This window comes from Mucilaginibacter sp. Mucisp86 (genome assembly GCF_047324315.1).
In the GTDB taxonomy this organism is placed as follows: Bacteria; Bacteroidota; Bacteroidia; order Sphingobacteriales; family Sphingobacteriaceae; genus Mucilaginibacter.
Genome location: NZ_CP168503.1, coordinates 3,450,095 through 3,463,268 on the forward strand (window position 1 = coordinate 3,450,095; position 13,174 = coordinate 3,463,268).

Here is a 13,174-nt window from a genome sequence, read left to right on the forward strand (position 1 = left end):
AAAGTCAAAAAAGCGGTCGTAAGCCAGAACGGGAGAACTATAAGTCCCGAAGGGTGGCCGCAGCAAAGCGGAGGACATTATGCGTTCGTACGTGAAGGCTGACCGAGATTGACGCCGCTTTTGTCCGTTTTCGTTGGAAAATAGCAGCTAAAAGAAGTCTCCTAAAACAATCAGCAAGGGCAGGAATGCAGGCAAGCGAAGCTTTTCCCGGCGTAGTGTAACGGAGCGGGTAAACGAGCGAGGTCCGAAATGATGCGCTTGCAGGACGTTGCCTGTCAAAATCGATCAGCGAATGCTTTTGCAGCGCAGCAAAAATGCAGGAGCGGAACTTTAAGCAATAGGTCTTAAAAGTCACCCTGTCAAGGATTGCAACGGCATCCTTTTCATGGAAAAAGATATAGTGAAAAGCCTGGCCGCAAGGGACAGCCAAAGATTAGCCCGTTATCTTGATCAAACTATTAGTCTAACGTATACCATTGATCATTTAACTCGAATATGACACTAAAAAAAATCCCCACACAGCATTGTAAGGGGATCTTGTTTTAAAGTTAGCTGTTTCGAATGTTAATCAATTCCAAATTTTAACCGATAGTCCGGATCGGTCGTATGCCCACGATAGAAAATTGGTTTAACTTCCTGTTTTGCGAAGCCTATTATACCGGCGATCCTGGATAGCGTGATCTCAACTTTAGAGTACCTTTGAGGCTTTTCAGAGTCAGTCGGATAATCAAAAACAACGCTGATCGTTGCACCTGTATCCGTTATTCTGATATTTACGTCTGATATCCAATCCATTTCGCCGATATTATCTTGCGCCGGATTGGAGTGGTCACGTTCATCAGAATCTCCACTGGTAGCGTTAAAACCTTCAACTTCAAGCACAAATCGCGCTGCATAAGTATTGATTTTATTAGTAAAGTCAATTCTATTCATAAGCTATATTTGATATTGTATATTACTTAAAAACAACCCAGTCTTTCAAGACTGGGTTGTTTTTCATACAGCTTAAGCAGCCTTTTTAGCAACAGTCTCTACTTTTAACAATTCAGCTTGTTCTACATCGTTGTCATTCCAAAATGCAGCATCTGAACCCCAAAAAAATCTGTGCACAGTAGAGCCATCTTCAAGTGTGTCTACGGTATTTGTTCCTTTACCTGTTCTCAAAGAAACATATTCACCCTTTTTTACTGTCTTTGATGGGAAACGGTAAAAATGTTTATGCACGTTAGACACTTTACCGTCTTTATTAAACGTCTTATCTATTATTGCGTAGCCACCAATATTTACATTTTCGGTTGCTTTCAAAAGAATGTATTCTTTTTTTGCATCACCGTCTTTTTGAAGATTTGTAATTGTTAAACTCATATAATTTAATTTAAAAATATTCCATGCTGTCAATCATGAGTCTCGTCGCCGCTGGGAATCGCTCCGGGTATTGCAAAAAGGGTGAAGAAAAATTTTGTAAGTGTTTAGGATTATTTATCTTCGCTGCGTCTAAACAGCCTATTTCTGCATTAAGGGTGACTAGCCCCCGAAGACAGCGCAAACCGGCACTGATATCTTCTTTATTGTTGCGTCAAAATGTTGTTTACATTTTACATTGCACAGTTTATGCCTAAAAATTATTTGTCAGACAAATTGTAACGTTTACGTCAAAATGTCACAATTATATAATAAAAGGAGAATTGATCAGAATTGGATCAGTTCTCCTTTCAACTTTGTCAGTTCCTGTAAGTTAATTATTTGCTTAATATTAAATTTGATAGTTGGCCTGATGTTAACTTTTAATCTTGCATCATGAGCTCAACGATAAAAATTACAGTGATTGCAAACGGATTTTAAGGCCTTCCATATCTTCTTTTAATTTTCTTTCAACCACCTTAGCATAAATTTGAGTAGTTGTAATCTTTGTATGCCCCAAAATCTTGCTTACAGTTTCGATAGGTACACCGTTAGATAAGGTGACAGTAGTTGCAAAAGTATGCCTTGCTATATGGAAGGTTACATTCTTTATAATGTCACACCGGTCGGCTATCTCTTTAAGATAGCTATTTACTTTTTGATTAGATATTTTGGGGAATACTCGGCCGTCATATAAAGCTCTTTCGTTATCCTTGTACTTATCAAGAATCGCTAGGGCTTTAGGGAGTATTGGAACTATTACCGGTATCATTGTTTTTTCACGACAAGTTCTAATCCACCTGTCACCATCAGTGCCTGTTACGATATGCTCTGGCTCAAGATTACTTACGTCAACGTATGAAAGGCCTGTATAGCAGCAAAAGACAAACATATCCCTAACCATATCCAAACGCTCAATACCAAACTTTTTTTCCTCAATAGCTTTGAGTTCCAGTTCCGATAGTTGCTCGCGGTTCACCTTTTGAATCTTCAATTTGTAAGTAGCAAAGGGATCATTATTGATCCACTGTAAATTGAGCGCAAGATTTACCATTTTCTTCAGGCGGATGATGTGCTTCATTACGCCATTATTATTAAGCGGCTTTTGGTGATCTTTCGGTTTATGATTACGAAGGAAAACTTCGAAATCTTTGACGAACTTATAGTCCAATTGATGCAGGTAAATGTCACTGGCGTTATACTGTTGTTCGAGAAACTTTATTAGGTAACGCTGAGTGACATAATAATGCTTTAAGGTGCTCCACTTTAGATCAGTGGTAGATGATTCATTATGGTAAGCAAAAAGGCGGCTCATAGTGTAGACTTCCTGTTCTGCTCCGAGGTATAGATCTTTAACCGCCTTTGCGGAAAGCATTTTCCTTTTTAACTGTAACTCTTTATAGCTGCTACCGATGGCCAGGCGAACTTCCTCCAGGTAATTATTGATGGATTTAACTTCATCCTTATTCCCCTTTGCTACTCCTTTACCGCTGTCCCAGTTTTTCGGATCAACATTTTGTTTTAGGGCAATGTAGGCTCGCTGACGATTTACGGTAACGCAGGCATAGATAGGTTCTCTTCCGTCTTTCGCTTTGTCGGGACGGGTGGTAAAATGAATACCGAACGACTGTGATGTTTGCATAAAATTTAATTTTTGAGTTCAATTATTTCATACTTCATCCTATTTTTTGAGGTAGCATACAGGTAACACAAACACAAGTAAAAACAGCTGCTTTGAGCAACTTTTTTACTTGTAACTAAATGACGTTCAATTACTTGAATTGATTTGTGTTACCTAAGTTAAAAACAAAAAACAGGTAGTCGGATAGGTAACGAGAAAGGCAGTTTTACAAAGGGTTACTGAGGGGATAATTAATGAAAAAACCCCTTAAATCGCTGATTTAAGGGGTTTTCGATGTTCCCGATGCTCGGGGCAGTGCGCCCGTCAAGTGTTCAAACCGCACATTACGATACAAAATAAAGTGACACCGGAGGCATCCAAAGCTTTGTTAAGGCAATTGAGTGCGCCTTTTAAACCGTTCACCGTTAATGGTATCGGGCTTGATTTATGGGAATACCTGGGCGGTCCATGGCGGCACAATTTTAGTTATGATTTTATAAAATGAATAATGAGCTGGACCTGCCCGAAATGTGACCGTGAACTGCCCTGGAAAGATTACCGCCATTATTGCGCGCGCGTAAACCTCGATACTTTATTTGAAGGCCGTTCGCCTGAACTGGTGCTGGCCTTTGACAAGATCCTGGCCGAGGTTTCCGATTGGGACAAGGTATTGGTCGGTGTGACGCCAAACTGTATCGTTTTTACGCGGCGTGTCGGTTTCCTTATCATCCGTCCGATGAAAAAATGGCTGGACCTTAAGTTTTATTCTGCTGCGCCACATCCGGAAAAGCCTGTTATCAAGAGCGTAGCAGCAGGAAAAAAGTTCGAGAACCACATCCGCCTGGATTCATTGGATGATATCCGGCCCGCCTTGTTCGTGTATATCCGGGAATCATATGAACTGATGCGGAATTAGCTCTTTAAACACAAAATCACCTGATGAGCCTTTTACAGGCTTAACCCTGAATTTGCTAAAATAAACATACTTCCTTCAAACCTATTCTTCCTGGATACTTTTCAATAATTCATCCATTTCACGCTGACAGCGGTGATTATGCCGGCAACATCTTCCTGCTCGTTTACGTCGAGTAAGTCACCGTCATAAATCCAGTTATCATTATCATCGAACAGCAATCTACCCAGTTTCAACTCCGGTATCGGTTCATAAAGCCAGTAACCTTCCATGGTATGCGGTACAAGCTGGATCCATCGCCCCGAACCCGTTTTAACAGTTACTGCCTTATCGTTGAATAACTTATTTCTCATGTAAAACAAAAGTGAATAAAAAAATGTAAAAAAGAATAATGAAATGCTAAAAATATTAGCATAGTTTTGTAGTCCCCAAATTGAAATGTTATGGCAGGCGAGAAACAGGCAATCATCGACAAGCTCAGGCAGGATATCCTGACCTGGGAGGGCTTTAAGCCCGCAGCTCCGGGAGCATTCAATTCATTTGGCTTGGGTCCGCTTGAGGCCGCATTTCCCAATCGGGTTTTTCCGACCGGGGCCATTCACGAATTCATCAGCCAGCGTCCCGTGGAAACGGCTGCTTGCGGCGGCATGATCGCCGGTATTCTTCGGGTATTGCTTGAAAAGGGCGGCATCTGTATTTGGGTCAGCTACACGAGAAGGATCTATCCGCCGGCGTTGAAGCGATTTGGCATAACGCCCGACCGGGTGATCTTTGTCGACGTGTCACTACAGAAAGATGTGCTTTGGGTTACGGAAGAGGCACTGAAATGCGAAGGGGTGGCGGCCGTAGTCTGCGAGACGCATAACCTTAGTTTTATGGAATCCAGGCGTTTGCAACTGGCTGTCGAACAAAGTCAGGTTACCGGTTTTATCCTGCGGAAGGACGTCAAAAAAGAGAATACAACGGCCTGTACCGCGCGTTGGTATGTCCGGCCGGTCCGCAGCCAGCTCCGTCCCGGTATGCCCGGCGTCGGTATGCCCCGCTGGCAGGTTCAACTGAGCAAAATTAAGAACGGCAACCCGGGAATCTGGACACTGGAATGGTCCCAGGAACAGTTCAGGGTTGTTACGCCTTACACCGCACCTGAAAAATTCCACCGGTATGCCTAAGCGTTTTTTATCCCTTTGGTTCCGTTATTTGCTGACCGACTGGAAGACGATTCGGCAGCCTGATCTGAAGGGCAAAGCTTTTGTTTTTGCTGAGCCTGATCATAGCCGGCTTTTGGTGACAGCGGCAACCGCCGTTGCCCAGCAGTTCGGGATCGAAGAGGGGATGACCGTTGCCGATGCCAAGGTGATCACCCCTGACCTTGTCGTCTTTGACGGAAAAAAAGGCAGGGCGGTGAAACTGCTAACCGGGCTGGCTGAATGGTGTTTGCGGTATACCCCGCTGATTGCGCTGGATCCGCCCGACGGACTGCTGCTGGATGTAACCGGTTGCACGCATCTGAAGGGAGGGGAGCGCGAATTTCTGAAAGACATGATCGGCCGCTTAAAGGAGATCGGTTATGATGTCCGGCCCGGGCTTGCCGATACCATCGGCAGTGCCTGGGGAGTTGCCCGTTGTGCAAAAAGCGGCCTGATCGTTCCGGTCGGCGGTCATCGAAATGCATTAATGCCTTTGCCGCCCGCTGCACTCCGGCTTCCCACAGATCTCCTAATCAAACTGCAGAACTTAGGCCTTTATACGGTCAGCAGTTTTGTCCATATGCCGCAGGCGGTACTCCGCAGACGGTTTCAAAAAGAATTGGTGCTGCGCCTTTTGCAGGCTTTAGGCCAGGAGGAGGAATTTTTAATTCCGCTTAAAGAACCGGTGCCCTACAGCGAACGCCTGGAATGCCTCGAACCCATCACTACACGTGAGGCTATCGGAATCGCGGTCAGCAACTTACTGGAGCGTTTATGTAGGCGGCTTTACGCAGAGGGCAGGGGCCTCCGCCAATCTGAACTGATCTGGTTCCGTATCGATGGAAAGAAAGGACAGATCGCTATCGGCACCAGCCAGGCCAGTAACCGCACAGAACACCTGTTCAAACTTTTTTCATTGCAGTTCGATCAGATCGAACCGGGGCTGGGAATCGAGCTTTTCATCATGGAAGCTTCGCAAACGGAGGCGGCGAGCGATAAACAGGGGGGACTTTGGGGCGGGAAGCCGGGTCCGGACAGCGAGGAGATCGCTGAACTGGTGGACCGGATCGTTGGGCGCATAGGTAGCCAGGGCGTCCGCCGTTACCTGCCGTCCGAACATTACTGGCCCGAACGCGCCGCTGCTCCCGGAGAGCAACGAAAAGATGACCTGGGAGGAGCATGGTGGTCAGACAGGCCAAGGCCTATCCAGTTACTTGACCAGCCTGAGCTGATTCAAGCCATGGCCCTGACGCCGGATTATCCGCCCAAAATGTTCAATTATAAAGGTGAACGTCATGTCATTGTCGCTGCTGACGGCCCGGAACGTATCGAACGGGAATGGTGGCTGGAGCCCGGCGAACACCGGGATTATTATATCGTGGAAGATGAAGAGGGCGGGCGTTACTGGCTGTTCCGTTCCGGACATTATGACTCCGGCCAATCGCAATTGTGGTACCTCCATGGATTTTTCGCATGAGCTACGTCGAATTACAGGTAACCAGCAATTTCAGCTTCCGGCGTGGGGGGAGCCACCCGGAAGAGCTTGTCGACCAGGCGGCTGATCTGGGGTATGATGCGATTGGCATCACCGACCGCAATACTTTCGCGGGTTTAGTCCGCGCTTATGTGGTTGCCAGGGACAGGAATATCCGCTTGATACCGGGAGTCCGGCTTGACCTGGTTGACGGTCCTTCGCTTTTAGCTTACCCGAAAGACAAAGTAGCCTACGCCCGTTTATCAGCCCTGCTTACTAAGGGTAACCTGCGGGCGGAAAAGGAAAAGTGCTATCTCTATAAGAAAGATGTGTATGAACATAGTGAGAGCAGCATTTTTATCATTATTCCCCCGGGGAAACTGACCAATGACTTTGAATTTGAGCTCGTGTTTAAAACTCATGTAAAGGAATACCAGTCCAATTTGCAGGAGCTGTTTGTAGTGGCTACCCGGTCTTACCTCGGGGACGATATGAAAAGGCTGTTCCTGCTGTCGGAGCTGAATGTGCCCCTGGTCGCTACTAATGATGTCCATTATCACGCACCCGAGCGGCGGGAACTTCAGGATGTGCTCACCTGTGTTCGTGAAAAATGTACGATTTTCAATGCCGGTTACAAACTACATCAAAACGCGGAGCGTTTCCTGAAACCGGCAACAGAGATCGACCGGCTTTTCAACCAGTACCCCGAAGCTGTAGCCAATGCGCGAAAGATCGCCGATGCCTGTCATTTTGATCTGAAAACCTTAAAATACCAGTACCCGCATGAACTGACCACCGATGGCCGTACGCCCCAACAGCAGCTGGAATGGCTGACCTGGAAGGGGGCGGAAGAGATATACCCGGAGGGCATACCAAAAAAAGTTAAAGCATCGCTCATCGATGAACTGAATATCATTCAAGAAACGGATACGGCCAATTATTTCCTGACGGTGGAAGATTATGTCCGATGGGCGAGAAACAGGCGCATCCTGTGCCAGGGCAGGGGATCGGCAGCCAACTCAGCGGTATGCTTCGTACTGGGCATCACCTCGGTAGCACCGGATAAGTTCAACCTGCTGTTTGCCAGATTCCTTTCGATGGAGCGGAATGAACCGCCAGACATCGATGTGGATTTTGAGCATGAACGCCGGGAAGAAGTAATCCAATATGTTTTTGAGCGGTTCGGCCGTGACCGTGCCGCCATTTTACCCACCGTGACGATGCTGCACTTTAAAGGCGCGGTAAGGGATGTAGGCCGGGCGATGGGACTTTCGGTGGACGTTGTCGGCAAGCTCTCCGAAGCTTTTGGCGACTTTTCGGAAGAAGATATGAATACCGGCCAGTTGCGGTCCTTTGGCCTGAACGCCAAAGAACCGCTGTTGCTCAAAGTAATGCAGCTGACTTCCCAGATGATCGGGTTCCCCCGCCAGTTGGGACAGCACACCGGCGGTTTTGTAATTACGGACGGTAAGCTGAGCGACCTTTGCCCGATCTTTCATGCCCGCATGGAAAACCGTACCAATATCGAATGGAATAAGGATGATATCGATGCATTGGGTTTTATGAAGGTGGATATCCTGGCTTTGGGCATGCTAACCTGTATCCGTAAGGCCTTCGACCTCGTTGAAAAGCACTATGGCAAACAGCTTACCCTGGCTAATATCCCCCAGGATGACCCCGCTGTTTACGAGATGATCACCGAAGCTGATACGCTCGGTGTTTTTCAGATCGAAAGCCGGGCACAAATGTCCATGCTGCCGCGGATGAAACCCAACTGTTTTTATGACCTCGTCATCGAAGTTGCCATAGTCAGGCCCGGTCCGATCCAGGGCGATATGGTGCACCCGTATATCCGGAGACGAAACGGGGAGGAGGCGGTAGATTACCCGTCCGATGAGATCCGGTCAATCCTGGAGCGTACCCTGGGTGTCCCGCTCTTCCAGGAACAGGCGATGGAACTGGCCATCGTCGCAGCGGGCTTTACGCCGGGTGAGGCTGACCTGCTCAGACGGAGCATGGCGACCTTTAAATTCAACGGGCTTGTCACCAAATTTGAGCATAAGCTGATTAATGGCATGACCTCCCGCGGCTACAGTAAGGACTTTGCGCAACGGATCTTTAAGCAACTGGAAGGGTTCGGCAGCTACGGTTTTCCGGAAAGCCATGCGGCCAGCTTCGCGCTATTGGTCTACGTCTCCTGCTGGCTGAAGCACTATTATCCAGACGTTTTCGCGGCAGCGCTGCTGAACAGCCAACCGATGGGATTTTATCAGCCTGCTCAAATTGTACGGAACGCACAGGAACATGACGTTAAAATATTGGAGATCGATGTCAACCACTCGTACTGGGATAATACGCTTGAAGCGAAAAGCGGCCGCTATTGCCAGTTACGCCTCGGTTTCCGGCAGATCAAAGGCATCCGTGAGGAAGAAATGGAAAAACTGGTCAGGGGAAGAGTTAAACCATATACCGAAGTTCACCAGCTTTGTGACGCAGGCGTCAGCGTCGCTACCATGGAGAAATTGGCCAACGCGGATGCATTCCGGTCCATGGGGCTTGACCGCAGGCAGGCCCTATGGCAGGTCTCGGCTTTGCATGACCGTCCGGTTGCGCTGTATGAAGGACAGCCTTCGGAAAGTAATTATGAACCGCAGGTGGACCTTCCCCTGCTGCGTCAATCGGAGCATGTCGTGCAGGATTATGCCACAACCGGTTTATCGGTTAAGGGCCATCCTATTAGCTTCGTACGGGATAAACTGGAGCTATTACATATTATCACTGCCAGCCAGGCCAATAAAACAGAAAACAAAAAATTGATTAAAACTGCCGGCCTAATCCTGATCCGCCAGCGGCCCGGTACCGCCAAAGGCGTTTGTTTTATCACGCTGGAAGACGAAACCGGTACCACCAACCTGGTTGTCTTCCCAAAACTCTTTGATAAATACCGCAAAGAGATCCTTCACGCCCGGCTCCTGATGGTCGAAGGCGTGGTTGAACGCACCGAAGTAACGCACATCATTGTCAGGCGGGTTTTCGATATTACCAAATTGTTAGGGGACCTGACCGCAATCAGAAACGAAAAACAACCGGTGTTGACCTTATCAAGGGCCGATGAAAAAGCAAGCCCTTTTATTCCAATGGAAAAGCCACTAAAAACACAGCAACCAGAAGAGCATTTTCATAAAGGGCGAAATTTTAAATAATTCCATGCCGATCTGCAAAGCGATTGATATGTGAGTTTATGACATCCACAATAAATTCCTTCTTCAAACCTGCTTCGTCTGAATATGGAAATCAATTCAAACCTAATTAAATACGAATTCCTATTTAGTTATGGATTTGCCGGAATTCCATGGGTGTTAGATCAGTTTTTGCTTTGAAAAGTTTGCTAAAGGATTGGGAATGTTCGAACCCTAGTTGATAAGCGATCTCCGAAACCGAAAGATCAGTTTCCGATAACTTTTCTTTCGCTTTTTCTATCACCTTATCATGAATGAATTGCTGGGTGCTTTGACCGGTCAGGGTTTTGAGTAAGGTGCTTAAGTAGTTCGCGGAAATATTAAGTTCGTCCGCTACCTGCGTGACTGTCGGCATTCCAAGATCGATAAGCGAGTCCTCTGCAAAATAATTTTTCAACCATGTTTCCAGCTTATCAAGAATCTGATGATTCGTGATTTTTCGCGTCAGGAACTGCCTGTTATAAAAACGATCCGCGTGGATCAGCAGGTTTTCCAGTTGGTTTATGATCAGTGACTGACTGAAACGGTCCATGTTCGACCGGTATTCGGACTCAATCTTGTGAAAGATCTCTGCAATTGCCGTTTCTTCCTTTTCCGAGAGAAATAATGCTTCGTTCACTTTGTACTGAAAAAAATCGTAATTTTTGATCTGGGCGGCCAGGGAGGTGTTCCAAAGGAAATCCGGGTGCAGCAACAGAAGCCAACCTGTCTGGTTGACCCGAACATCCGGTTTGATCTCGACCCGGAGCAATTGCTGCGGCGAAAAGAATGACAGCACGCCGGAATTGAAATCATAAATCTGCTGTCCGTAATTAAATTTGGCCTGTACATTTCGCTTCAAGGCGATCATATAGAAATCCTGCAACCATTTCAGGTCGGCTACATCGTCCGGATATTTAACTTTACTGTAATCAATGACGCTGACCAGCGGATGCTCCGGTCCGGGCAAGCCGTAATAGTCGTGCAGGTCTGACAGCGTACGGAAGCGAAATGTATCGGCCATTTTTAAAATTAATTATTTTCTTTATAAAATACCATGCCGCCATGATACAAAACCCCGCCACTAAATTCGCCGTCGGCGTCAAATCCAGTGTCGTCTTTGTATGCGATGTGGTTTCCGGTTACCCGGTAAGCACCCCGGTAAGCACTTCGGCGATTGCCACGAGCTTCGTCATAACGGCCCTCAGGTAATAACTCCTGGCGCACATGACCATCTTTTGTCACCCACATGCCCAGGTATTCTCCGGTTTCTTCAATAGTTTTCGTCATTATTCGATAATCGCTGTTGATTCTGTAAGCTCCAAATTATCGGCCAGGGCCTGTTCAATGATGGCAATCTTTTCTTTTACCAATACAGCAGTATCGATACCCATAAAAAAATGTACCGGTGGCCTGGACTGATTGCTTAGTTCAATGAGCGCTTTCGCGGCTTTTTTTGGATCGTTAGGCTGACGGCCGCTGATCACGTTCAGGTGCTGCGCTTCGATCTCACGGGCATTAGCATAGGCGTCAATTACATGTGCAGGCAACATGACGGAGTCTTTTTCAAGGAAACTGGTGCGGAAATATCCCGGGTAAACGAGGGTTGTGTGGACGCCGAAAGGTTCCATTTCTACTGCCAGCGCCTCTGTATAACCGGCCATCGCAAATTTGGTAGAACAATAGATACCGAAGGCGGCGTAATTCCCAACATAACCGCCGATTGATGCAATGTTAAAAATATGTCCTGAGCGCTGCTCCCGCAAGTAAGGAGCTGCGTGACGGACCACATGCAGCGGGCCGAAAACATTGACATCGTAGTTCCTTTGCACCTCTTCTGCCGTCAGCTCTTCGATGGCACCGATCTGGCTGAACCCTGCGTTATTTACAATGATATCGATACGGCCGAATTTGTCAACCACTTGTTCGATCGCGCGCTTTACATCATTATTGTCGGTTATATCCATGTTGAGCGGCAGGAAATCATTCCGTTCTCCGATCAGGTCGATAAGCGCCTGCTTTGTTCTGGAGGTAGCAGCAACCTGGTAGCCTTCCGCCAATAATTGCTGAACAAGGTCCGCGCCTAACCCTTTGGAGGCCCCGGTCACGAACCATACTTTTTCTGTTTGTTTTGTTTCCTTTGTCATCGCGTAATATTTAATGACACAAAGGTCTGCGGTTGTGTATGAGGTATTGTGACCAATTCCTGGAAAATTGTAGTCATATCTCAGGTTATTTATTTGCCTGAATATGAATTCAGGTCTCTATTACATTGAAAAGACGGTCCCTGTTTTTGGAAACTCTTCAACTACATGAACTTTTTTCCGGAAAGGGCTGGCGACCTTTGTGGTATGGAAGAGATCAAATTTCCCGTAATTGAAGCAGGTCAAGGACCTGTCGTCATGCTGAACCTGATCGGGTTCAAAGACAAAAAAGTTTATTTCGACGAATATATACCTGCATTCGGGCAGGTGGTCAAACAATTGGGTATCGAGGGCGTAAATGTCAAGTTTGTTGGCGAGGTTGCGGCGAACATCATTGCTGGTGAGAACGAACAATGGGACGAGGTCTTTTTGGTAGAATACCCCAGCGCTGAAGCGTTCATGACCATTGCGAGTAGCGAGGTCTATCAAATGACCGCCAACCCGCTACGCATCGCCGGTACAGCAGAGCTGAAACTGATCATGACAAGGCAAATTGCGTTTTAAAAGTTAACTTGCACTATGTCTGAACTGATCCTGCGTAACTTCGCTTTGCATGTAATGCTTGATTCGGAAGAACAGGAGCAAATACTTGCTTTGTTACAACGAAAAAATGTTACCCGGCGAACCGTGTTGGTTCGGCCGGGGCAAACTGAAAGGCACATTTATTTTGTTGATCAGGGCTGTCTGCGTATGTACCACACCGATGAGAACGGCCAGGAGCATAACCTTTGCTTTTATCCGGAAAACTGCTGGGCCTGCGATAACGTAAGCTTCTTTAAGGCAAAGCCTGCGACGCATACCATACAGGCGCTGGAGGATTCAGCGCTCTGGTATTTTACTTTACCGGATCTGGAGGAACTTTTCGTCCGTGTTCCAAAACTGGAGCGTTTTTTCCGGATCCTGATCCAGAATGGATTTGATATGTTCCAGCGCCGGGTAACCTCTAATCTTTCTTTATCTGCCGAACAGCGTTATTTGGAATTCCGCCGGCATTACCCGGGACTTGAACAGCGTATAAATCAAAAGCTCATTGCCAGCTACCTGGGTATAACCGCCGTTTTTTTGAGTATGATGCGCAAAGAAAAAGATCTCTGATATATTTGATAAAGGTGATCTTAAATTATCATTATTTTCATTAGCGGGTATCAGAAAGTAA

14 protein-coding genes are annotated in these 13,174 nt (G+C 46.7%); 7 read left to right on the forward strand and 7 right to left on the reverse strand.

Going from position 1 to position 13,174, the window contains the following annotated elements; all coding sequences use genetic code 11:
* Window positions 1-564: 564 nt before the first annotated feature.
* The 3 genes from ACEN9X_RS14655 to ACEN9X_RS14665 form a co-directional block, all read right to left on the reverse strand.
* Window positions 565-933 (reverse strand): hypothetical protein, encoded by a 369-nt coding sequence (locus tag ACEN9X_RS14655; RefSeq protein WP_413671056.1) that lies wholly within the window; start codon window positions 931-933, stop codon window positions 565-567.
* A 72-nt stretch (window positions 934-1,005) separates the two neighbouring features.
* Window positions 1,006-1,365: a hypothetical protein gene (locus tag ACEN9X_RS14660; protein ID WP_413671057.1), complete on the reverse strand. Its 360-nt coding sequence runs from the start codon at window positions 1,363-1,365 to the stop codon at window positions 1,006-1,008.
* 451 nt (window positions 1,366-1,816) lie between these two features.
* Window positions 1,817-3,043: a site-specific integrase gene (locus tag ACEN9X_RS14665; RefSeq protein WP_413671058.1), complete on the reverse strand. Its 1,227-nt coding sequence runs from the start codon at window positions 3,041-3,043 to the stop codon at window positions 1,817-1,819.
* A gap of 307 nt (window positions 3,044-3,350) precedes the next feature.
* Between ACEN9X_RS14665 and ACEN9X_RS14670 the strand changes: the two genes are divergently transcribed.
* Together ACEN9X_RS14670 and ACEN9X_RS14675 are read left to right on the forward strand one after the other, a co-directional pair.
* Window positions 3,351-3,527, forward strand: a complete 177-nt coding sequence (locus ACEN9X_RS14670; protein WP_413671059.1) for a hypothetical protein — start codon at window positions 3,351-3,353, stop codon at window positions 3,525-3,527.
* Window positions 3,528-3,530: 3 nt separating this feature from the next.
* Window positions 3,531-3,938 (forward strand): DUF5655 domain-containing protein, encoded by a 408-nt coding sequence (locus ACEN9X_RS14675; RefSeq protein ID WP_413671060.1) that lies wholly within the window; start codon window positions 3,531-3,533, stop codon window positions 3,936-3,938.
* Window positions 3,939-4,039: 101 nt separating this feature from the next.
* Here ACEN9X_RS14675 and ACEN9X_RS14680 read toward each other — a convergent pair whose 3' ends face one another.
* Window positions 4,040-4,288 carry a hypothetical protein gene (locus ACEN9X_RS14680; protein ID WP_413671061.1) on the reverse strand — a complete coding sequence of 83 codons (249 nt, stop codon included), beginning with the start codon at window positions 4,286-4,288 and terminating at the stop codon, window positions 4,040-4,042.
* A gap of 90 nt (window positions 4,289-4,378) precedes the next feature.
* On the opposite strand from ACEN9X_RS14680, the gene ACEN9X_RS14685 reads away from it, so the two are divergent.
* The 3 genes from ACEN9X_RS14685 to ACEN9X_RS14695 are packed head-to-tail and all read left to right on the forward strand — an operon-like array spanning window position 4,379 to window position 9,799.
* A complete protein-coding gene (locus tag ACEN9X_RS14685; protein WP_413671062.1) occupies window positions 4,379-5,104 on the forward strand; it encodes an ImuA family protein in 726 nt (241 codons plus the stop codon).
* Window positions 5,097-6,599, forward strand: coding sequence for a Y-family DNA polymerase (locus ACEN9X_RS14690; RefSeq protein WP_413671063.1), 1,503 nt, complete (start codon window positions 5,097-5,099; stop codon window positions 6,597-6,599). Before ACEN9X_RS14685 ends, ACEN9X_RS14690 begins: the two co-directional genes overlap by 8 nt.
* Entirely contained in the window at window positions 6,596-9,799 is a 3,204-nt protein-coding gene (locus ACEN9X_RS14695) for an error-prone DNA polymerase (RefSeq protein WP_413671064.1), read from the forward strand. Before ACEN9X_RS14690 ends, ACEN9X_RS14695 begins: the two co-directional genes overlap by 4 nt.
* Window positions 9,800-9,923: 124 nt before the next feature.
* Here ACEN9X_RS14695 and ACEN9X_RS14700 read toward each other — a convergent pair whose 3' ends face one another.
* The 3 genes from ACEN9X_RS14700 to ACEN9X_RS14710 are packed head-to-tail and all read right to left on the reverse strand — an operon-like array spanning window position 9,924 to window position 11,961.
* Complete coding sequence (locus tag ACEN9X_RS14700; protein ID WP_413671065.1) at window positions 9,924-10,838, reverse strand: helix-turn-helix domain-containing protein; 915 nt, start codon at window positions 10,836-10,838, stop codon at window positions 9,924-9,926.
* Between the two features lie 8 nt (window positions 10,839-10,846).
* Window positions 10,847-11,104, reverse strand: a complete 258-nt coding sequence (locus ACEN9X_RS14705; protein WP_413671066.1) for an Atu4866 domain-containing protein — start codon at window positions 11,102-11,104, stop codon at window positions 10,847-10,849.
* Entirely contained in the window at window positions 11,104-11,961 is an 858-nt protein-coding gene (locus ACEN9X_RS14710) for an SDR family oxidoreductase (protein ID WP_413671067.1), read from the reverse strand. The genes ACEN9X_RS14705 and ACEN9X_RS14710 overlap by 1 nt, the downstream gene beginning before the upstream one ends.
* 204 nt (window positions 11,962-12,165) lie before the next feature.
* Between ACEN9X_RS14710 and ACEN9X_RS14715 the strand changes: the two genes are divergently transcribed.
* Both ACEN9X_RS14715 and ACEN9X_RS14720 read left to right on the forward strand, forming a co-directional pair.
* The gene (locus tag ACEN9X_RS14715) at window positions 12,166-12,522 is read left to right on the forward strand and encodes a hypothetical protein (protein ID WP_413671068.1); all 357 of its coding nucleotides are present in this window, start codon (window positions 12,166-12,168) and stop codon (window positions 12,520-12,522) included.
* A gap of 15 nt (window positions 12,523-12,537) precedes the next feature.
* Entirely contained in the window at window positions 12,538-13,113 is a 576-nt protein-coding gene (locus ACEN9X_RS14720; protein WP_413671069.1) for a Crp/Fnr family transcriptional regulator, read from the forward strand.
* Window positions 13,114-13,174: the final 61 nt, after the last annotated feature.